At 65.8% G+C, this 21948-nt stretch carries 14 protein-coding genes; 6 read left to right on the forward strand and 8 right to left on the reverse strand.

All coding sequences use genetic code 11. The features are described 5' to 3' along the window. Window positions 1–149: 149 nt before the first annotated feature. Together waaC and HHL14_RS33520 are read left to right on the forward strand one after the other, a co-directional pair. Window positions 150–1163, forward strand: a complete 1014-nt coding sequence (gene waaC / locus HHL14_RS09055; RefSeq protein ID WP_169497241.1) for a lipopolysaccharide heptosyltransferase I — start codon at window positions 150–152, stop codon at window positions 1161–1163. 584 nt (window positions 1164–1747) lie between these two features. Beyond that, the gene (locus HHL14_RS33520; RefSeq protein ID WP_256701762.1) at window positions 1748–1879 is read left to right on the forward strand and encodes a hypothetical protein; all 132 of its coding nucleotides are present in this window, start codon (window positions 1748–1750) and stop codon (window positions 1877–1879) included. A gap of 69 nt (window positions 1880–1948) precedes the next feature. Here HHL14_RS33520 and HHL14_RS09060 read toward each other — a convergent pair whose 3' ends face one another. From HHL14_RS09060 to ppc, 6 genes are all read right to left on the reverse strand, one after another. After that, window positions 1949–2128 (reverse strand): hypothetical protein, encoded by a 180-nt coding sequence (locus tag HHL14_RS09060; RefSeq protein ID WP_169497242.1) that lies wholly within the window; start codon window positions 2126–2128, stop codon window positions 1949–1951. Window positions 2129–2276: 148 nt separating this feature from the next. Beyond that, entirely contained in the window at window positions 2277–3584 is a 1308-nt protein-coding gene (locus tag HHL14_RS09065) for an MFS transporter (RefSeq protein WP_169497243.1), read from the reverse strand. Window positions 3585–4082: 498 nt separating this feature from the next. After that, window positions 4083–4520 (reverse strand): TonB family protein, encoded by a 438-nt coding sequence (locus tag HHL14_RS09070; protein WP_407945272.1) that lies wholly within the window; start codon window positions 4518–4520, stop codon window positions 4083–4085. Between the two features lie 551 nt (window positions 4521–5071). Beyond that, a complete protein-coding gene (argH, locus tag HHL14_RS09075) occupies window positions 5072–6478 on the reverse strand; it encodes an argininosuccinate lyase (RefSeq protein WP_169497245.1) in 1407 nt (468 codons plus the stop codon). Window positions 6479–6686: 208 nt separating this feature from the next. Further along, complete coding sequence (locus tag HHL14_RS09080; protein WP_169497246.1) at window positions 6687–7499, reverse strand: helix-turn-helix transcriptional regulator; 813 nt, start codon at window positions 7497–7499, stop codon at window positions 6687–6689. A gap of 227 nt (window positions 7500–7726) precedes the next feature. Next, the gene (ppc, locus tag HHL14_RS09085; protein ID WP_169497247.1) at window positions 7727–11011 is read right to left on the reverse strand and encodes a phosphoenolpyruvate carboxylase; all 3285 of its coding nucleotides are present in this window, start codon (window positions 11009–11011) and stop codon (window positions 7727–7729) included. 553 nt (window positions 11012–11564) lie between these two features. Between ppc and hemC the strand changes: the two genes are divergently transcribed. From hemC to HHL14_RS09105, 4 genes are all read left to right on the forward strand, one after another. Continuing rightward, a complete protein-coding gene (gene hemC / locus HHL14_RS09090; protein ID WP_169497248.1) occupies window positions 11565–12572 on the forward strand; it encodes a hydroxymethylbilane synthase in 1008 nt (335 codons plus the stop codon). Beyond that, window positions 12572–14575, forward strand: coding sequence for a fused uroporphyrinogen-III synthase HemD/membrane protein HemX (gene hemDX, locus HHL14_RS09095; protein ID WP_169497249.1), 2004 nt, complete (start codon window positions 12572–12574; stop codon window positions 14573–14575). The genes hemC and hemDX overlap by 1 nt, the downstream gene beginning before the upstream one ends. A gap of 2 nt (window positions 14576–14577) precedes the next feature. Further along, complete coding sequence (locus tag HHL14_RS09100) at window positions 14578–15768, forward strand: heme biosynthesis protein HemY (protein ID WP_169497250.1); 1191 nt, start codon at window positions 14578–14580, stop codon at window positions 15766–15768. A gap of 319 nt (window positions 15769–16087) precedes the next feature. Continuing rightward, entirely contained in the window at window positions 16088–18859 is a 2772-nt protein-coding gene (locus tag HHL14_RS09105) for an HAD-IC family P-type ATPase (RefSeq protein WP_169497251.1), read from the forward strand. Here the strand turns inward: HHL14_RS09105 and HHL14_RS09110 are convergent. Next, on the reverse strand, window positions 18780–19661 hold the full coding sequence (locus HHL14_RS09110) for a hypothetical protein (protein WP_169497252.1): 882 nt from the start codon (window positions 19659–19661) through the stop codon (window positions 18780–18782). The genes HHL14_RS09105 and HHL14_RS09110 overlap by 80 nt on opposite strands. Window positions 19662–19690: 29 nt before the next feature. Then, window positions 19691–21948: type VI secretion system Vgr family protein (locus HHL14_RS09115; RefSeq protein ID WP_169497253.1), on the reverse strand; the 2258-nt coding region annotated here is incomplete at its 5' end.

Genomic DNA, 21948 nt, shown 5'->3' on the forward strand with positions numbered 1-21948 from the left:
AATAGAAAATATGGCTAATTGTCGGGTAATCTGGGTGATTCGCTGTAATGCGCCGTATTCAGCGCCTGACCACGCGGGCTGCCCGTTTGGCGGGGCCTTGCGGAATCGTCAGCTAAAATAGCCTCAATCTCGAACAACGAACACTCTCAATGAAGCGAATCCTTATCGTCAAGGTCACTTCACTTGGCGACATCGTGCAGGCCTTGCCGGTCGTCGCCGACATCAAGCGCGCGTTTCCCGGCGTGCAGGTGGATTGGGCCTCGGACGAAGCCTTCGCCGAGGTCGTGCACTGGAGCAAGGGTGTGGATCGCGTGCTGTGCGCGCCGCTGCGCCGCTTCAAGAAGGCGCGCCGCTGGGGCGACCTGAAGGCGATCTGGGCCTCGATCGCCGAACTGCGCGCGTATCGTTACGACTACATCATCGACATTCACGGCGTCTATAAGAGCGCGATTATTGCATTTCTCGCGCGTTCGTCGCGGCGCATCGGGTATCAATCGCAGGATCTGGGCGAGCGCGGCGCTGCGTTCGCGTACAGCGGTCGCTTCGGACCGCGTCCGCAGTGCAATGCGTGGCACGGCATGCGCATCAGCACGGGCGAGGCGCTTGGCTACGAAGTCGAGGGGCCTCCCGTCTACAATCTGCGCCTGCCCGAGCCGCCCGGTCCGGTCGCGCAGTCGGTCGCCGACGAAGCGGCACCCGTCGCGGCGTTCTTCCATGCGACCTCGAAAGACGACAAGAAGTGGCCACTCGTGCACTGGATCGAAGTCGGGCGCGAGTTGACCGGGCGCGGCTTTCGCGTGGTGCTGCCATGGGGTTCGGCCGGCGAGCGCGCGGAGGCCGAGCAGATCGCCGCGCAGGTGCCGGGAGCCACGGTACTGCCGTCGATGAGCGTCACCGAAATCGCACAGATGATCGAGGCATGCGCGCTCGTCGTCGGTACCGATACGGGCTTCGTGCATCTCGCGCATGCGCTGCAAAAGCGCACCGTGATGATCTTCGTCGCGACGTCGCCGTCGCATTGCGGCGTCGACGCGCCGCATCGCTCGATCTCGATCGGCGACGGCCACTCGGTGCCGCCGGTCAGCGAGGCCCTCGAAGCGATCGATTACGTGTATGCGGACGCGCCGATGTTCGCGCTGCAGCACGGCACAGCCGCGGCCTGAATCGCCGTTTTCCCACGTAGCGCAATCGTTTGCGCAAAAGAAAAGAGGCACGACGCGCAGTCCGCCCTCGCGGGCGGCGCATGCCTCGTCGCGCCTCGAAGAACGCCCGTGTCGGGGAACGACGGGCGGAGAGGAATCGCGGATGAGTCGATGAGTCGCTAAAGTCGATTACACGGCTGTTAAATCTGTCGCTTTTCGTTGGGCGCTTAAGCGTTTCGCGCGAGCCGCGTCAGACCGCTGCGTCGTTGCGCAACGACGCGTCTATATCTATTGCCCGCGCCCGCAGCGGCTTCATCGCGCCATATGCGCATCTTCAGCACGCCGCCTGTGCGCCGCCGCCACGTCCCAGCGGGGCTCGCATCGCGACAGCACGTTCAACGCAGTATAGGCGGTGTTTTCCGCCATGTCGGTGCGATCTGGTCGGGGCGATGCGCAGCGACGGAAGAGGTCGGCTCGCGGCATCGATCCTGTAACACCCCGGTGATCTTCCCTTACAAATGGCAACGTTCGCCCGGGGGCGGATCGTGTCCAATCGGGTCATTCGGGGATTCGACTCGAATCAATCTGACTCGATGGAGAACAACATGAAACGCTTGATCCTGACTCTGATCGCCGGCACGGTCCTGGCCTCGGCACTGGGCGGCTGCGTGGTCGCACCGGCGCCGGGCTACTACTACGGCGGCGGCCCGTACTATCACCACGGCTATTACCGTTGAGCCTGACACCGGGTAGCGCCTGAGCCGCGCGGCGGTTCAGGCCGTTCGCGCACCAGGCCGCGAGCCGTCCTAGGCCACCAGCATTTCGAATGCGATGACCGCGGCAATCGCGGCGGCGTTCGCGGCGATTGCCTCGACGACGATGCCTCTCCATGTCGACGGACGGAAGCGCAACGCGAGTAGCAATGCGCCGAGTAGCGCCAGCGCGATCATCACCACGATGTCCGCATTGTGAAGATGGACGTTCATGAGAGTCCCCCTGCTGGTTATAGGGTTATGACAGGGAGTATAGGCAGGCAAAAAAGACGCGCAAGACCGGGGATTTACCCAGGCTGGCGGAGGGAAGGCGGCACATCGCGCGGCGGCGGAACATCCCGTTCCGCCGCCGCGCATCACATCATTTCATCAGGCTTTCATCGCGCGTTTCGCGCATGCACAGCACACCGATCAGGCTCACCGCCGCGGCCGTCGATACATACGCGCCGACCCACGGCAGCCCGCCGTGCGCGGCCAGCACCGAAGCGATATACGGCGCCACCGATGCGCCGAGAATCCCGCCGAGGTTGTACGCGACCCCGGCGCCGGTATAGCGCACGTTGGTCGGGAACAGCTCCGGCAGCAGCGCGCCCATCGGCGCGAACGTGACGCCCATCAGGAACAGCTGGATCACGAGGAACAGCAGCACGAGAAGCGGCTCGCCGCTACCGAGCAGCGGCGCCATCGTGAAACCCGACAGGATCGCCGCGATGATGCCGACGATCAGCACCGGCTTGCGGCCGAAGCGATCGCTCGCGCGGGCCGACAGCGGCGTCGCGAGCGCCATGAACACGACCGCGATGCACAGCAGGCCGAGGAAGGTCTGCCGCGGAATGTGCAGCATGCTGACGCCGTACGACAGCGAGAACGTCGTCGCGTTGTAGAACAGCGTGTAGCAGACCACCATCGCGAGCGCGCCGAGAATCGTGGGCACCCAGTGCTGCGAGAACAGTGTCGCGATCGGCACGCGCACGCGTTCCTTGCGCTCGATCGCGGCCTTGAACGCCGGCGTCTCGGCGATTTTCAGGCGCACGTACAGGCCGAGCGCGACCAGCACCGAGCTGACGAGGAACGGCACGCGCCAGCCCCAGCTGCGGAACTGCTCGTCGGAGAGCGACAGCGCGAGCGCGAAGAACAGGCCGTTGGACGCGAGAAAGCCGATCGACGGCCCCAACTGCGGGAACATGCCGAACCAGCCGCGCTTGCCGGCCGGCGCGTTTTCGGTGGCGAGCAGCGCGGCGCCGCCCCATTCGCCGCCGAGGCCGATGCCCTGGCCGAAGCGCAGCACGCACAGCAGGATCGGCGCGAGGCTGCCGATCGAGTCGTAGCCCGGCACGAAGCCGATCAGCGTGGTCGACAGGCCCATCACGAGCAGCGACGCGACCAGCGTCGATTTACGGCCGATGCGGTCGCCGAAGTGACCGAACAGGAACGAGCCGATCGGCCGCGCGACGAACGCGATGCCGAACGTGACGAACGCCGACAGCGCCTGCGCAGTCGCCGAGCCGTGCGGGAAAAATACCGGTCCGATCACGAGCGCGGCGGCGGTCGCGTAGACGTAGAAATCGTAGAACTCGATCGCGGTGCCGATGAAGCTCGCGAAGATGATCCGCGCGCTGCTCTGTTGCCCGCTTGCGGGCTGAGCCGCGGAAATCGGCGATGTGGACATGCAGGGTCTCCAATTGTCGTGAGGCCGCGGGTGTCGTGCCGTCGCGGCGGCATCGCCCGGACGTGCAGTGCGACGCGCACAGGTGGCGCGCGAGGCGGCGGCCTCGTTGAGGTTATCTGCGATGCCCGTTCGCGGATGGCGCCGCGGCAGCGCATTCGGCCCAGGCGCCGCGCCAACGGGTGTGCGGGCGGCGTGAGCGAGACCGGAAGGCTCCGGCGGGGAATCGGAAAATTATAGCGAGCGCGCTTGTTATGCGGCAATGGCGGCGTAAGGTCGTGGGCGCTGGATGAGGTGAGTGTTGCGCGTGTTGGTGCAGGGCGGTGATGTAGTCGGCGTTGCGCAAAGCCATGCACAAGGCGATCAGCGGCGCGCCGCATGGAAATGACGCGTGGAAGAAATGATGCACGGAACGACGCGCGGCACGCAGCATGACCTGATGCGTGAGCTATGCCGGAAGGACCCCGCGCAATAAAGCGCAGCGCCCCACGCCACCCATGCTCAATCGAACGTTTCCGCCTGCGGCGCCGCGAGCTCGCGCAACTGGAATTTGCCGTTGTCGTTGAACAGCCAGTCTTCGAACAGCTCGAGCTGTCCACGGCTGTTCAGCAGTCGACCGGGCGGCGTCGGCAGCGGTGCCGAGCGGCGCAGCGTGGCGAGCGCGGTGCTCTCGGCCTCGTCGTCGCCATTGGTGCGATACACCGACGACTGCACGATGTGTCCGTTGCGATCCACCGTGAACGACACCACCACGAGCGAGCGCAGCATCGCCTGCGGCTTGCCTTGCAGCACATACGACGGATTGCGCTCGACGATGCGGCGCGCGACCGCGTCGCGGTATTGATCGAGCGTCGCGCTGTTGATCGCGGCGACCGGCGTGTTGACGGTCTCGTGTCGCGGCAGCGGCGTGAACGTGCAGCCGGCGACGGTCATCGTCATGGCGGCGGCTAGCGTGATCCACCACGCGGCGAGCGGCGCGCGCGGTCGGCGCATCGAGTGCGATGAACTTGCGCGTGCCGTGGCGACGAAGCATGAAGCGATGCGGCGAAGCCGGGGAAGAGCAGGTGTGCGGTAGGGCATCGTCGACGACCAGCACGAAGAGGGTGTGATTCGATGGTAGTCAAAAACCGCCGGGATTCAATCCGCGTTCGCCCGTCGTGCTTGAAGTGTGGGTAGCTGTGCATGTGCCGTACGTGAGCCACGCATGCGTTGCTAGCGTCGATGTAACGGCAGGAAATATGCATCGCATTGGTCGGCGCGCGAAACGGGCCTACACTTTGAAGGCCTCGTCCAGAGGCATCGGTGGAAGTCTTTTCGGCCCGCTTCTAGCGGGCTTTCTTTTACCTTCGATCACGCTTCGATACACGTTTCACGCAGCCCCGCAGCGGCGAAAAAAAAGCGAACCACCAACGTGGTTCGCTTTTTTGTCCGCATGCAGCGCGGCCTGTCGACACGCTGCAAGCTCGCGCCACAGCCCGCCTCAATACCGCTTACTTCACTGCCGCGCGCGCCGCTTTCACTGCCGCGAGCACCTGCTCCGGCGCGGTGCCGCCCGGATGATTGCGGCTCGCCACCGAGCCTTCGAGCGTCAGATACGAGAACACGTCGTCGCCGATCAGATGCGCGACGTTCGGCAGTTCGCTGCGCATTTCGTCGAGCGTCAGGTCGGCGAGATCGCAGCCGCGATCCGCGCACACGCGCACCGCGAGCGCGACCGCTTCGTGCGCGTCGCGGAACGGCAGGCCGCGCTTGACCAGATAGTCGGCGAGGTCGGTCGCGGTCGAGAAGCCTTGCAGCGCGGCGTCGCGCATGGCCTGCGGCTTGACCGTGATGCCGGCGACCATTTCAGCGAAGATGCGCAGCGTGTCGGCAACCGTATCGACGGTGTCGAACAGCGGCTCCTTGTCTTCCTGATTGTCCTTGTTGTACGCGAGCGGCTGGCCCTTCATCAGCGTGAGCAGCGCCATCAGATGGCCGTTCACGCGGCCGGTCTTGCCGCGCGCGAGTTCGGGCACGTCCGGGTTCTTCTTCTGCGGCATGATCGACGAGCCGGTGCAGAAGCGGTCGGCCAGATCGATGAAGCCGACGCGCGGGCTCATCCACAGCACGAGTTCTTCGGAGAAGCGCGACACGTGCGTCATCACGAGCGCGGACGCTGCTGTGAATTCGATCGCGAAGTCGCGGTCGGAGACGGCGTCGAGCGAGTTTGCGCAGATGCCGTCGAAGCCGAGCGTCTTCGCGACCGCGTGACGGTCGATCGGATAGCTGGTGCCGGCGAGCGCGGCCGCGCCGAGCGGCAGACGGTTCACGCGCTTGCGGCAATCGATCATGCGCTCGGCGTCGCGCGAGAACATTTCGACGTAGGCGAGCAGGTGATGGCCGAACGTGACCGGCTGCGCGACCTGCAGGTGTGTGAAGCCCGGCATGATGGTCGATGCGTTCTGCTCGGCGATGTCGAGCAGCGCGACGCGCAGCTCGGTCAGCAGGCCGCCGATGCGGTCGATCTCGCCGCGCAGCCACAGACGGATGTCGGTCGCGACCTGGTCGTTGCGCGAGCGGCCGGTGTGCAGGCGCTTGCCCGCGTCGCCGATCAGCGCGGTCAGGCGCGCTTCGATGTTCAGGTGCACGTCTTCGAGATCGAGCTGCCACTCGAATTCGCCGCGCTCGATTTCACCCTTGATCTGCGCCATGCCGCGCTGGATGGCGGCGAGGTCGTCGGCGGAGATGATCTTCTGCGCGGCCAGCATCGAGGCGTGCGCGAGCGACCCTTCGATGTCGACGAACGCCAGACGCTTGTCGAAGAAAACCGACGACGTGTAGCGTTTGACGAGCTCCGACATCGGCTCCGAGAAGCGAGCCGACCAGGCTTCGCCTTTTTTGTGCAGTTGGGACGTCATGGTGTTGGGCGGTTAAAAGCGAGCGGTGAAGAGGCTGACAACGCGAGTGCACGAGCCGTGCAGAAGCGCCGCCGCGGCGAAGAAAGACTGGGATTTTAACACCGGGCGGGCGTGCTTAAGCCGCTGGCGGCCGCGCGAGCGGTGGTGGCGCGGGGTGGTGCGCTGTTCGGGTATGGGCAGCGCGCAGCCCGCCGTTATCGATCCGCCGCTATTCGCGCACCAGCACGACCAGCTTCAGATCCTCGCGATGCGCGGGCTTGAAGGTGATCTGATCGTAGACGATGCGGCCATCGCGCGGATGGTTGAACTCGCGCCGTCCCCCTTCGCGGCCGCCGACATCCTGCGACGCCCAGTAGCGCGCGAAGTCGTCGCTCGCGGCGGACAGCGAATCGATCAGCGCACGCGTGGGCGCATCGTTCAGATGGCGGATCGAATCGGCGCGAAACTCGGCGGCGAGGCGCCGCGCGCGCGTTTCCCAATCGACGATCAGTTCGCGCGCGACCGGCTCGGTGAACGTGTAGCGCAGCAGGTTGCGGTCGTGCGTGCCGTCGAGCCAGCCGACGAACAGATCGGCCGCGCGTTCGTTCCACGCGAGCGCGTTCCACTGCCGGTCGAGCACGTAAGCCGGCGAGTCGACCAGCTGCACCGTGTGCAGCAGCGTGGTGGGCGCATCGGCGGCAGCGGGGTCGGGCTCGGCCGGATCGCGCTGCGCGGCCAGCTCGAACAGATACGCGCGTTCGGCGCGCGACAGCTGCAATGCCACCGCGATGCGCGCGAGCGCGTCGGCCGATGCGGACACCGGCCGGCCCTGCTCGATCCACGTGTACCAGGTCGGGCTCACGCCGCAAAGTTGCGCGACTTCCTCGCGCCGCAGCCCAGGCGTGCGGCGGCGCGGCCCCGGCGGTAGACCGACCGCCTGCGGCGACAGCCGCTCGCGATGGGCGCGGATGAAGTCGCCGAGCGCGCGGGCCGGCGTGGCGTCGAGCGGCGGCGGGTGATCGGCGGAGGGCGGCGTGGTCATGCTGGGGAACGCGTGCAGGGGTAATGGAGATACCAGAATAATCGCATGATCTGTACTGGTACACGGCGGCCTCTATTGTAGCGGCAGCCGATGCATGGCGCGTTGCCGGCACCTTACCAGCCGGCCCGAGGGCGACGCGCAATAAAAAAACCGGGCGCGGCCTTCGCTGGCCACGCCCGGTTTTGCGTCACTTCAACGCCGATCCCGGCCGGCGATTCAACCCGTCATCAACCGGTATTGCGCAGCCCCGCCGCGATCCCGTTGATGCTCAAGTGAATCCCGCGCCGCACGCGCGCGTTGGTGTCGCCCGCGCGGTAGCGCTTCAGCAGTTCGACCTGCAGGTGATTGAGCGGGTCGAGATACGGGAAGCGGTTCTTGATCGAGCGCGCGAGCAGCGGATTCTCCGCGAGCCGCTCGCTCTTGCCGGTGATCTCCGACAGCACTTTCGAAGTGCGCTCCCATTCCGCGACGATCCGCTCGAACACGTGCTTGCGCAGCTTCTTGTCGGTGACGAGCGCGGCGTAACGCGAGGCGACCGCGAGATCGGTTTTCGCGAGCACCATGTCCATGTTCGACAGCAGGTTCGCGAAGAACGGCCAGCTCTTGTGCATCTTCCTGAGCAGCGCGAGACGGCGCGCGCGCTCGGCGTCGGAGGGCGCGCCGTCGAGATGCTCGGCGACCGCGCTGCCGAAGCCGTACCAGCCGGTCAGCAGCAGCCGGCATTGACCCCACGAGAAGCCCCACGGAATCGCGCGCAGATCTTCGATCTTGCGCTGCTTCGGGTCCTGCAGCTTGCGCGAAGCCGGACGGCTGCCGATATTCAGTTCAGCGATCTCGGCGATCGGCGTCGACTCGAAGAAATACTCCTTGAAGCCGGGCGTTTCGTAGACCAGCGCGCGATACGACGCCATCGCCGTATCGGAGAGCTGCTGCATGGTTTCCTCGAACGCCGGCAATTCGGCGGGCAGATGGCCGTGCGGCAGCAGCGACGCTTCGAGCGTCGCGGCCACCACCGTTTCCAGATTGCGTCGGCCGATCGCCGGGTTCGCGAACTTGCTCGCGATCACCTCGCCCTGTTCGGTCAGGCGGATTTGACCGTCGACGGTGCCGGGCGGCTGCGACAGGATCGCCTGATAGGTCGGGCCGCCGCCACGGCCGACGGTGCCGCCGCGTCCATGGAACAGGCGCAGCGTCACGCCGCGTTCGTTGAAGAGGGCCACCAGCGCAAGCTCCGCGCGATACAGCTCCCAGTTCGAGGTCAGGAAGCCGCCGTCCTTGTTGCTGTCCGAGTAGCCGAGCATCACTTCCTGCTCGTTGCCCTGATGTTCGATCAGCGCGCCGACGCCCGGCAGCGCGATCAGGTCGCGCATGATGTGCGGCGCGTTGCGCAGATCGGGGATCGTCTCGAACAGCGGGATCACCATCAGGCCGGCGCGCGCGGGATCGTGCTCGTCGCCCAGACGGCCGCGCAGCAGGCCGGTCTCCTTCTGCAGCAGCATCACCTCGACCAGATCGCTGACGGTCTCCGTGTGCGAAATGATGTAGTTGCGCACCGCGCGCGCGCCGAATTTTTCGCGGGTCACGCGCGCTTCTTCGAGCACGCCGAGCTCGCTCTTCACGAGGTCGGAATACTCGGCGTACGGCACACGCAGCGGGCGCGGCTGCGCGAGTTCACGCAGCAGCACGGTCAGTTTGTCGGCTTCGGAGAGCGCCGCGTAATCGTCTTCGACGCCCGCGCGCTTGAGCAACTCGGCGATCACCGCTTCGTGGATGTCGGAGCTTTGACGCAGATCGATGCTGGCGAGATGGAAGCCGAACACTTCGGCCGCGCGCGCGAGCGGCGCGAGACGCGGTGCGGCGAGCGGCGCGCCATGATGCTCGGCGAGCGAATCGATCAGCACGTGCAGGTCGCGAACGAAGTCGGCGGAGTCGTCGTACGGAATCGCGCGGATCGGCGCCGCGCCACGGCCGGCGCTGCGCAGCGGCACGCTGCCTTCGCCGAGGCGCACGCGCGCGCTCGCCGCGAGCCGCGTGTAGATGCCGATCAGCGCGCGCCGGTACGGCTCGTCGGTGCGGTGCGGCGACTGGTCGGGCGAGATCGCCGCGAGTTCCTTCAGCGCGTCGCTCGCGCCGGCCAGCAGGTTCGACACCGACAGCTCGGCGCCGAGCTTGTGCACCTGCTCCAGATAGTGCTCGAAGATCACCGCGGCCTGACGCGTGATCGCGTTTTCGAGCGTTTCGGCGGTGACGTTCGGATTGCCGTCGCGGTCGCCGCCGATCCAGCTGCCCATCTGGAAGAACGGCGGCAGGCGCGCGTCGAGACCGTGCTCCTTCAGCGCTTCCTCGATGTCGGCGTAAAGCGCCGGCAGCTCTTCGAGGAAGGTGCTGCGGTAGTACGACAGCGCGTTTTCGATTTCATCGGCGACGGTCAGGCGCGCGTCGCGCAGCATCCGCGTCTGCCACAGCGACGTGACGCGTGCGCGCAGCATCGCTTCGTTGTGCGCTCGCTCGCGGTTCGTTAGCGGCTGGTCGCGTTCGGCCAGCAGTCGCGCGATGTCGTGCTGCGCGTCGAGAATGCTCTTGCGCTGCACTTCGGTCGGGTGCGCGGTCAGCACCGGCATGATCAGCGCGTCGTTGAAGAACTGCTGCAGCACCGGCGTTGCGGCCGCGCCGGCGGCGGCGAGCCGTTCGAGTGCGAACGCCATCGTGCCCGGTTGTGACGCCGAGCCGGCGAGCGCGTGAATCCGATGCCGACGGTTGCGGTGACGATCCTCGGCAATGTTCGCGAGGTGCGAGAAATAGCTGAACGCGCGCACCACGCTGACCGTCTGCTCGGGCGTCAGCGAGCGCAGCTTCTTGTCGAGTGCCTGCGCGGCGGCGCTGTCGTCCTCGCGACGGAAACGCACGGCGTTCTGCCGGATCGTTTCGACGACGTCGAACACCGCGTCGCCTTCCTGCTCGCGCAGCACGTCGCCGAGCAGGCGGCCGAGGTAACGGATGTCCTGGAACAGCGGATGGTCCTTGTTCTCGCGCGCACGGGCGGCGCCCTTCGTGACGGCTGTGGCGGGCACGGCGGCGATCGCTTCCGGCGCCACGGCTGGCGGCACGGCCTGAAGCTTCGTCTTTTTGGTGGCGCGCGGGGTGGTCGCAACGGTGCTCTCGCTCGCGACAGCCTGCGTTTTCGCGTTCGCGGCCTTGGCCGGTTTGCGCGCGCGGGGCGCGTCGGCGGTCGCGGCGGGCTGCTCGGCCTTGCCGGCTTTAACAGTTTTCATCGCTTTTCCCGCCTTGACGGGCACGGCGGTTTGCGCGGCCTTCGACGCCTTGGTGGCCTGCGCGGCGAGCGTGCGTTGACCGGTGCGCGGTTCGGCGCGCGGGTCCTTGCGTGGCTTGCCGCGCGGGACGGCGTTCGACGGCGTGCCGGGGGCGACGACGGGGAGGTCGGCGTCGGCCGGGCTGACGGTGGGCGATTGAGTGTTGCGGCGCGCGGCGCGCGCCGATCCGGAAGACGTCACGATGGGTTCCTCAGGGAAGCCTGTTGATTGATGAACTGCGACTGCGGAACTGCAACCAGCAACTGCAACGTGAACTGCGTGCGACGGGGACTGCGAGCGGACTGCTACGGCGAGGACAAGCGACTGCGAACGGCGCTCGCGAAAAGGTGACAACAACGGCGAGCGCGGCGGACTACAACTGCAACGGCGAACACGGCAGCCAGAGCGACCACCGGGCGCCCCGCACGCAGGCACTTGCATGCGGGCCACGGGATACCGTGAGACCGACGTCGGAGAAGGGAGGCGGCGCGGGACCTACGGGGTCCGCTCGCCCATCCTGAAAATGCGGCGTACCGTCAAATCCGGCGCCGCCGCACTGCATCATCCCGCATGCCGCCGCCCGCTGCGCGAACGACCGTGCATGACAAACCGGAATGGAGGCTTGCGCGCGTGACGCGAAAGCCCGTCTCCTCCGTCGATACCGCTCCGGCACTGCGCCCCCGTGGGCCTTGGGAACATAAGGGCGCGTGCTAACATTGATCGTTATTCCATCCCGAGTTCAAGCAGCAAGCTAATGAATACCGAGACGTTTTCCACGCCACCCCACACGCTTGTGATTGCGTCGCGAGAGAGCCGCCTTGCCATGTGGCAGGCCGAGCATGTGCGATGTGCGCTGCACAAATTATATCCATCTTGTGACGTAAAAATCCTCGGAATGACGACACGCGGCGATCAGATTCTCGATCGCACATTGTCGAAGGTTGGTGGTAAGGGCCTGTTCGTAAAGGAGCTCGAAGCCGCGCTCGCCGATGGCCGCGCCGACCTCGCGGTGCATTCGCTGAAGGACGTGCCGATGCAGCTGCCCGCCGGCTTCGCGCTGTCGACCATCATGGAACGCGAGGACCCGCGCGACGCGCTGGTCTCCAATCAGTACGACTCGCTCGCCGCGCTGCCGGCGGGTGCCGTGGTCGGCACCTCGAGCCTGCGCCGCGAAGCGATGCTGCGCATGCGTTATCCGCATCTCGAAGTACGGCCGTTGCGCGGCAATCTCGATACCCGTCTCGCCAAGCTCGATCGCGGCGACTACGCGGCGATCATTCTTGCCGCGGCCGGTTTGAAGCGTCTGGGTCTCGCCGAGCGGATCCGCGCGCTGCTCGATCCCGAGGACAGCCTGCCGGCAGCCGGGCAGGGCGCGCTCGGCATCGAGATTCGCGCCGATCGCAAGGATGTCGCCGCATGGCTCGCGCCGCTGCATCATCAACACACGGCGGCGGCCGTCGAAGCGGAGCGGATGGTATCGCGCGCGCTCGGCGGCAGCTGCGAGGTGCCGTTGGGCGCGCACGCCACGTGGCATGACGGCGCGCTGCATCTGCGCGGCATCGTCGCGACGCCGGACGGTCAGCGGGTGCTGAGCGCGCAGGCGTCGTCGCCGGCGCCGAGCGTCGAACGTGCACTCGCGCTGGGCAAGGAAGTCGCGGATGCGCTGGTGCAGCAGGGCGCGCTCGATATCGTCCGCGCGCTGAGCACCGCGAGCGGTCCCGCCGCAAACAACCCCGCGCCCGGCGCGGCGACCGGCGAGTGATGACGGCCGCCGCCCCGCAAACGCCCTTCACGGTCGTGATTACACGGCCGGCGGGCCAGTCGGGCGAGCTGACCGAACAGCTCGCAGCGGCCGGCCTCGCGACCCTCGACTTCCCGCTGATCGACATCGCGCCCGTGATCGACGACGCGCCGTTGCGCGCGGCGCTCGCCTCGCTCGAACGCTATGCGCTCGTCGTGTTCGTGTCGCCGAACGCGGTCGATCAAACCTTCGCGCGCCATCCGGGCATCTGGCCGCACGCGCTGCCGATCGGCGTGGTCGGCCCGGGCAGCGTGCATGCGCTCGCGCGTCACGGCATCGCCGCGCCCGAGCACCGGGTGATCAGCCCGGTCGTCAGCGCCGCCGACGAAGCCACCAGCTTCGACTCCGAAAGCCTGTACGCGGCGCTGGAAGCCGCGCTCGGCGAAACGGGCTTCGAAGGCAAGCGCGTGCTGATCGTGCGTGGCGACGGCGGCCGCGAGTGGCTCGCCGACCGGCTGCGCGAAGCGGGCGCCGAAGTCGAGGCGGTCGCCGCGTACCGGCGCGTCGTGCCGGAGCCGTCGATCGGCGCCTGGGCGCGCGTGCACGAACTGCTCGCCGGCACGCCGCACGCGTGGCTGCTGACCAGCTCCGAGGGCGTGCGCAACCTGCAGGAGCTCGCGCACGACCACCTGAACGCCGGCGAAATCGCGCAACTCAAGCACGCGCCGCTCGTCACGCCTCACCCCCGAATCGCGCAGACCGCGCGGGCATTGGGTTTTGATAGGATTACGGTGTCCGGCGCGGGCGACGAGCGCATAGTTCGCGCCCTCGTCGAACTCGTTGCCGCCGTGCCTCCCGCCGTCCAACCGGTATCGTCCAACCCGGCTCATTCACCGGCTCAATCACGCATGACTGAAACGAACGCATCCACGAACCCTTCACCCCAGCCGTCCGCAACCGCACCGTTGCCGCCGAATCAACCCTTCACGCCGTACGAAGCGCAAAAGCGCCGCAGCGCGAGCGGACCGCTGCTGTGGTTGGTCGTCGTGGTCATCGCGTGCGCGGCGGGCGTGGGCGGCTATGCGCTGAACCGCAAGGTTGTGCGCACCGAGCAGCAGCTCACGCAGCGTCAGCAGGCCAACGATACCCAGGCCAACGAGTTGCGCATCAAGATCGACCAGGCGCTCGCCACCGTGCATCAGTCGGACTCGCAGGTCGCGCAGCTCGAAGGCAAGCTCGCCGATGCGCAGGCCGCGCAGCAGGCGCTGCAGCAGCAATACTCGGATCTCGCGCGCAATCGCGACGACTGGACGCTCGCCGAAGTCGGCCAGATGCTGTCGGCGGCGAGCCAGCAGTTGCAACTGACCGGCAACACGCAACTGGCGCTGTTCGCGCTGCAAAGCGCCGACACGCGTCTGGCCGCCTCGGATAGTCCGCAGGCGGTTGCGGTGCGCAAGGCGATCGCGCAGGACATCGACAAGCTGAAGGCCGCGCCGTCCACCGATCTGACCGGCCTCGCGATCAAGCTCGACAACGCGATCGATCACGTCGACAGCCTGCCGCTGTCCGGCGAAACGCCGGTCCCGCATGCCACGCCGCACGCGGCCACGTGGGCCGACACCGCGAAGGTGGCCGCGGCCACTGGCAAGCCGCGCTGGGAAGTGTGGTTCGACGAGGTCACGCACGGCATCGGCCAGCAGTTGACGAGCCTCGTGCAGGTGCGCCGTATCGATCACGCCGACGCGATGCTGGTCGCGCCCGATCAGGGCTACTTCGTGCGCGAGAATCTGAAGATGCGTCTGCTGTCGGCGCGCCTCGCGCTGCTGTCGCGCAACCAGACCACGCTGAAATCCGATCTGCAGGCATCGCAGGCGGCGCTCGCGCGTTACTTCGACGCGTCGTCGAAAGACACGCAGATGGTCATCGATCTGGTCAGGCAGGTGGACGCCGGTTCAGCCGCGGTCGAGTTGCCGAATCTCGACACGAGCCTGCAGGCCGTCAATCAATACCGGAACCGGGGTTAATCATGGCGATCCGGGGACTTCTTTGGCTCGCGGCGCTGTTCGCCGTCGCGGTGGTGCTCGCGGTCGGCGGCCGCTTCGACGCGGGGCAGATCATGCTGATCTATCCGCCGTATCGCGTCGACATGTCGTTGAATCTGTTCATCGTCGGGCTGGTGGTGCTGTTCATCGCGCTGTATGCGCTGCTGCGGATCATCCGCAACATCTGGCGCATGCCGCAGCGCGTCGCCGCGTATCGGGCGCGCTCGCGTGTCGCGAAGGCGCATGCGGCGCTGCGCGATGCGATCGGCAACCTGTATGCGGGCCGTTTCTCGCGCGCGGAAAAAGCCGCCAGGGACGCGCTCGCGAACGGCGACAACAAGGGCGCGGCCGGCCTGATCGCGGCGACGGCCGCGCATCGGATGCATGAGTACGCGCGGCGCGACGAATGGCTCGCGCAGATCGACGAAGCCGACTGGCAGGACGCACGCCTGATGGCCACCGCCGACATGCGCGCCGACGGCCGCGACGCGGACGGCGCACTGACCGCGCTGACCGAGATGCAGACGCAGGGCGCACGGCGCATTCACGCACAGCAGATCACGCTGCGCGCGCAGCAGCAGTTGAAGAACTGGGGCGAGGTGCTGAAGCTCGTGAAGACGCTGGAGAAGCGCGAGGCGATTCATCCGGCGGTCGCGGTGCGCTTGCGTCAGCAGGCTGCGGAGAATCTGCTGCGCGACCGGCGCCACAATGCCGACGCGCTGCTCGAACTGTGGAGTTCGCTGTCGGCGACCGAGCGTCATTCGCCGCGTCTCGCCGACGTGGCCGCCGAACTGCTGGTCGCGCTGAACCGGCCGCAGGAAGCGCGCAAGATCGTCGAGGAAGCGCTCGCGCAGAACTGGGACGCGCGCCTGCTGCGGCGCTATCCGGACACGGCGGGCGGCGACGCGTTGCCGTTGATCCAGAAGGCCGAGGGATGGCAGAAGGATCGGCCGGAGGATGCCGACCTGATGTTCGCGCTGGGCCGCCTGTGTCTGCATCAGCAGTTGTGGGGCAAGGCGCAGTCGTTCCTCGAACGGGCGCTGAAGCTCGCCGACAACGAGACGCTGAAGATTCGCTCGCATCGCGCGCTGGCCCGTCTGCATGAACAGCTGGGCGATACCGAGAAGGCGAGCCAGCACTATCGGGAGAGCGCGCTGGCGATGAATGTGACGTGAGGACGACGTCGCGTTGTCGCTAGTGGGTTCGGCGCCGCTGAATCCGCGATGAAAATGAAATGGCCGCAGCCGACGCTGCGGCCATTTTTTTGCGTGCTCGTTTCCGCGCAGCAGGCGTTGCTTCGGCTAAGCGAATTCGTATGCACGACGCACCCGATGGTCGAATATTCGCCGCAGTGCCGCATGCGTGACCTATTATCAAAAAGCTGAACAAAAAAATTCTGGGCAGTGCGACTGCAACTGCGATTGCAGTGGCGATGCTGCTCGTCGGGTTAGCGGCAACCTAGCACGGTCGGCGGGCCGACCGGGAGAGACGAGGATGAACTCAGCAGAGAAGGCGGCTTCTGTCGCCAACGCAGCGCCGTGGCACGCGCTACCGGCCGACGAGATCGAGCGGCAGCTCAACGTCGATCCCGCGCAGGGCCTCGATGCGGCAGACGCGACCAGGCGACTCGGCACCTATGGGCCGAACCGTCTGCCGCAAGGCAAGAAGAAGGGGCCGATTGCACGCTTTCTCGCACAGCTGAACAACATCCTCATCTACGTGCTGATCGCGGCCGGTTTCATCAAGTTCATGCTGGGCCTGTGGCTCGACGGCTCGGTGATTCTGGCGGTCGTCATCCTCAACTCGCTGCTCGGCTTCCTGCAGGAAGGCCGCGCCGAAAAAGCGCTCGATTCGATTCGCAACATGCTGTCCGCCGAGGCGCGCGTGCTGCGTGGCGGCGCGGTGCGGTTGATTCCCGCCGAAGAGCTCGTGCCCGGCGACATCGTGCTGCTGGAATCGGGCGACCGCATTCCGGCGGACCTGCGTCTCGTCGATACGAAGAATCTGCGCACCGAGGAAGCGGCGCTCACCGGCGAGTCCGTGCCCGCCGAAAAAAATTCCGCGCTGGTCGAGGAGAAAGCCACGGTCGGCGATCGCGAGAACATCGCGTTTTGCGGCACGATGGTTTTGTCGGGGCGCGCGAGCGGCATCGTCGTTGCGACCGGCAGCCAGACCGAACTCGGCCGCATCAACCAGATGCTCGCCGAGGTTAGCGTGCTCGAAACGCCGCTGCTGCGCCAGATCAAGACCTTTGGCTACGTGATCACGATCGTCATCGCGTGTGTCAGTGTGCTGCTGTTCTCGTGGGGCCACTGGCTCGGGCACATGACGTTCGTGCAGCTGTTCCAGGCGATCGTCGGGATCGCGGTGTCGGTGATTCCGGAGGGGCTGCCGGCACTCATCACGATCACGCTCGCGATCGGCGTGCAGCGCATGGCTCAGCGCAACGCGATCATCCGCCGTCTGCCGGCGGTCGAAACGCTGGGCGCCGTGTCGCGCATCTGCTCGGACAAGACCGGCACGCTGACGCTGATGGAGATGATGGTGACGTCCGTCGTGACGGCGGAGGCGGCTTACGACGTCACCGGCGACGGCTACGCGCTCGAAGGCGAAGTCAAGGCCGACGGCAAGCCGCTCGGCGCGGTGTCGGACGTGCTCAGGCGGATGGGGCACGTGTCGGTGTTGTGCAACGACGCCGAGCTTTTCGAGGAAGAGGGCAAGTGGAAGGTGGAGGGCGACCCCACCGAAGGCGCGCTGTATCCGTTCGCCGCCAAGCTGGGGATTGACCGTGCCGCCGAGGCTGTCGCCGCGCCGCGCATCGATGGGATTCCGTTCGAGTCCGAGCACAAGTTCATGGCGACGCTGAACCGCGCGGCCGATGGCGAGATGCTGCTCGTCAAGGGTGCGCCGGAAGTGATCCTCGATCACTGCGACCGGCAGCAGACCGCGCAAGGTCCGGCGCCGCTCGATCGTAGCTATTTCGCGCGCGAGGGCGACCGGCTCGCCGCGCAGGGCGAGCGCGTGCTGGGGCTCGCGTGGCTGCCGAACCCGGCGCTGCGTGCGGGCGGTAGCCTCGGGCCCGAGGACCTGCCGCGTAGTCTCGTGCTGCTCGGCCTCGTCGGTCTGATGGACCCGCCGCGCAAGGAGGCGATCGAGGCGGTGCGCGAGTGTCACGACGGCGGTATCCGCGTGACGATGATCACCGGCGATCACAAGATCACGGCGGCGGCGATCGCGCGCATGCTCGGTATCGGCGATGGCACGACGGCGGTGTCGGGTACCGAGATCGAGGCGATGAACGATGCGGCGCTGCAGGAGTGCGTGCGCGACGTCGACGTGTTCGCGCGCGCGAGTCCCGAGCACAAGCTGCGGCTCGTCAAGGCGATCCAGGCCAACCGCCAGGTCGTCGCGATGACGGGCGACGGCGTCAACGATGCGCCCGCGCTGAAGAAGGCGGACATCGGCGTGGCGATGGGCATCAAGGGCACCGAGGTGACGAAGGAGGCCGCGGGGATGATCCTCGTCGACGACAATTTCGCGTCGATCTCGGCGGCGGTGAAGGAAGGGCGCACGGTCTACAACAACATCGAGAAAGCGATGCTGTTCCTGCTGCCGACCAACGTCGCCCAGGGCGCGGTGATCGCGGTGGCGATCCTGTTCGCCTTCACGCTGCCGATCACCGCGCCGCAGATCCTGTGGGTGAACATGATCACGTCGGTCGCGCTCGGCCTGACCATTTCGTTCGAGCCTCACGAAGCCGACGTGATGCAGCGGCCTCCACGTGCGGTCGACCGGCCGATCGTCACGCGCTTCGGCATCTGGCGCATTCTGTTCGTCGGCGCGGCGCTCGTGCTCTATACGCTATCGACGTTCTTCTGGATGAAGTCGCACGGCGCGTCGGATCAGATGGCGCGCACGGCGGCCGTCAACGCGATCACGCTCGGGCAGGTGGTCTATCTTTTCAACATCCGCTATCTGCTCGATTCGTCGCTGTCGCTGCGTGCGCATCTGGGCAACCGCTTTCTCTGGTACGGGATTGCCGGCGTCTTTGTGTTGCAGATGCTGTTCACCTACACGTTGCCGTTTCATGCCATCTTCGATACCGAAGCGTTGCCGTGGGCGGCGTGGGTGTGGCTCGTCGGTGGGGCGATTCTGCTTTTCTTCGTCGTGGAGATCGAGAAGCTCGTTATTCGCTGCGTGCCCGCGTTGAAGGCGGCGGTGACGTCGCAGACGGGCGCGGGGGTGGGGGATGAGGTGGTGAGGTGAGGGGGCTGAGGGTGCTTGGGGCGAGGCGGCGTTGTTCGAGTTCTTCTGGTCTCAAATAGACCCGATCGATTTCAATGCTGCGCAGGTCGCGCGGATTTTGCAGGCTTCGAAATTCTGGGCCGTCGTGCTGGTATTCCCCTCTATAGGTCAGCGTGACATACACATCGTATGGAGAGTCAGGCCGCAATGGTTGGCGATAGACGAAATCAACGATATCGGGATCGCCTCCGATGAGGACACCCCGAGGCGCGAAATAAGAACCGCGCTCGACGCGCACTCCGTCGATCGATTCTCCCCGGACGACGCGATGCAGATTCAGCCTGACCTCGTAGCTTTCTTTCGGGATATCGGTTGTCGTCAGGCTATCGATATCGATCAGGGCCGTCTTGATACTGGGCTGTCCATCTACTGGGTACAACCTGTCGAACATGAATTTTATCGACACGTTATTGCCGAGAAAGTAGGTGTAGTCGACAGTATTAACTCCCGGTGTGTCGTATTTCTTTGGTTTTCCGAATTGCTCGACTATGTCGTCGAATGAACGCGTACCTGATGCCCAAGCCAACGCGGCTTCGAAGAACGGAAACAGTTGCTCCTGCTCCTGAGTTGACATGGATTTCGGAACGTCCTCCATGTCACTGCCCTCTGCTTGAGACAAGGTGGTCTTCGCCTGAGGACTCAGGGTGCTCATGAGCAAAAGCATAAGGAGCAGTGCAAAACGCATTCCCCAGCGCTCTGCTGAGCAGAGCGCATAGGTTGGAATTCGACCTGCGCTGGTGAGGCCGGTTTGATTAATCGCCACGATATGGCTGCACAACCTTGTGCGTACGTCTAACGGGCATTGGGCGAATGTTCCTGATCAGATGACTGGTCCATGTTTCGGGTCAATATCGATCGGTGTATCGAGGCGACCGTGCCATCTGCGCGCAACAAGGTGACGGATGCCATTTGCGTGTTATCGCTCATCGCAATAGATGTTTCTCCGAGTTCATTGCTGGTTCCTTTGATCACCTGTCCATCCGACAGTGTGATCTGGTAGCGCTGGTTCGGCATGATCCATCCTGAGATGTGCTCTACAAGCACGAAATGCTCCGCCACCTTCGCCTGCGTAACATCCGTCATGGGCATGACGAGCGGCATCGCGACTGGCTCGACCTCCCGATGACTCGCCGCATGCACGAGATGCTCGCCCTCGGTATAGACCCGATATCCCTGCGCATCGATCACCACTCTCGTGCCGCCCGCCTGAAACACGATCTCCCGGCTCGCCATCAGATTGATCGAACCGTCCCGGCTGATGATGTTCACGACACGCTGCGCAATGAGCTCGACGTCGTCGCGTTGCGCTTCGATCTGTACCTTGCCCGACGCTGCCTTCAGCCGGATGCCGAGGTTCTGCGCGAACACCCGCACGCCATCGACCGCCGACGCGAGCAGCGCTTTCACCGCCGCGACGCTGACGTGTCCTCCAGCGGTCAGCGCGATATGTTCGCCACTCGCGACGTGCGCACTCTCCGCTGCAGTCAGACCGATTCCAGCCGCGCTCGCGAGCACCATGTCCGGCCTGCGCAACTCCGGAAAGGGCCGCTCCGCACTCGCCACGCCCCCACGTATCGCGTCGTTCTGCGCGTCGATCGCCTTCGACACATCGCGCTGATCCGTCCGCGCTTCCTGCGCTTCGTGCTGTCGCGCGAGACCCGCGACGCGTTCATGGATATCGCGCGCCTGGCTTAGCCGCGCCACCGTCTCGCCCATGTCCTTCGCGGGCGCGCTCGCGCCTTCACGTGTCTCAGTCGTAATCAGCATGCCCTGGCCGGCGCGCGCGACACCCCATGCCTCGGTTGCCAGTTCCCAGCCGATGCCGCGCGCCTGCTGACGCCCCGCCTCGCGCACAATGCGCGTGTTGTAGCCGAGTACGAGGCGCGACTGCGCGTGATCGCTGGCGAGTTGTGTCTGCAGCTGGCCCGGTGTGTCGTCGAGCACAAGGTGACTGGAGCGACTGCCGGCGAGATCGCGACTGAGCATGCCCGACAGCGCCTGGTTATCCGGCAGCTTCCACGGCGGCTGATTCCACGCGTTGACCATCCGGTCCGATACGTACGGCCTGTCCGGATCGCCCTCGTGATAGCCGATCGTGACCTCCTGACCGGTGCGCGGCAGCCAGATCGCACCGAACCCGTTGCCCTGCCATGGCGAGGACACACGTAGCCAGCAGCTCGCGTGTTCGTCTTTTGCGCTCTCGCGGTCCCACACGAAGCGGACTTTCACGCGTGCATAACCGTCGACCCAGAGTGGCTGGTTCGACGGCCCCACCACGATCGCCGTTTCGCTCGCGCAGTGTGGCTTCTTCTTCGGTCTGTTCCGGAAGAACGTATTGGCTGGTTGCAGCACGAAATCGGTTATGCAATCGCGTGAGTTATCGTCATCGTCATCGCGCGCATCGGGAGAGGGCCGCTCTGTGCTCTGCGCGGCATTGCGGATATCGAGCGTCGTCGACACGACCAGATACTCCGCATTGATTTCCCGCTGTGGATGTTCTTCGAGCCAGAACGTCCGCCCCGTCGTCAGTGCGCGCAGATTGCCGCGGCCCTTCAGGCGCAGCCCCCGGCAGCGCATCGCATCGACGCGCACACTCGCGAGGTGCCGGGCTTCATCCTCGTAATTGTTTCGTTCACCGGACAATCCGCCGGCGCCGGCCAGCGGCTGAGCATACTCGCCCCATCCACGCTGTCCGATGTCGTCGTGCGCACTGTCGCTGTAGCTCGCGAATTCGCCCTCGAGCGATGCGCCCGGACGCGTGTAGTCGTAATCGGCGAGACTGACCTTGCCTGTCGTGATCCGGCGCGACACCCCGAGCCGGTAGATGTGCTCTTCATCGACATGACGGCTTTCGGGCGCGCGATAGCGCAGGCGGTCGTACGCATGGTCTTGCTGCCTGTGCGAGGCGGGCGAATCGCACAGTACAAGCGTCATGCCGTCGAACAGGTAGTAGAGCCCCCATTCCCGCCAGATGCGCGTGAGGAAATCGAAGTCGGACTCCCACATTTGCCGCACGTAGTCGCGCTTCGGGTAGCCGTTCCCGAAGTCAG

This window comes from Paraburkholderia antibiotica (genome assembly GCF_012927125.1).
GTDB classification, from domain to species: Bacteria; Pseudomonadota; Gammaproteobacteria; order Burkholderiales; family Burkholderiaceae; genus Paraburkholderia; species Paraburkholderia antibiotica.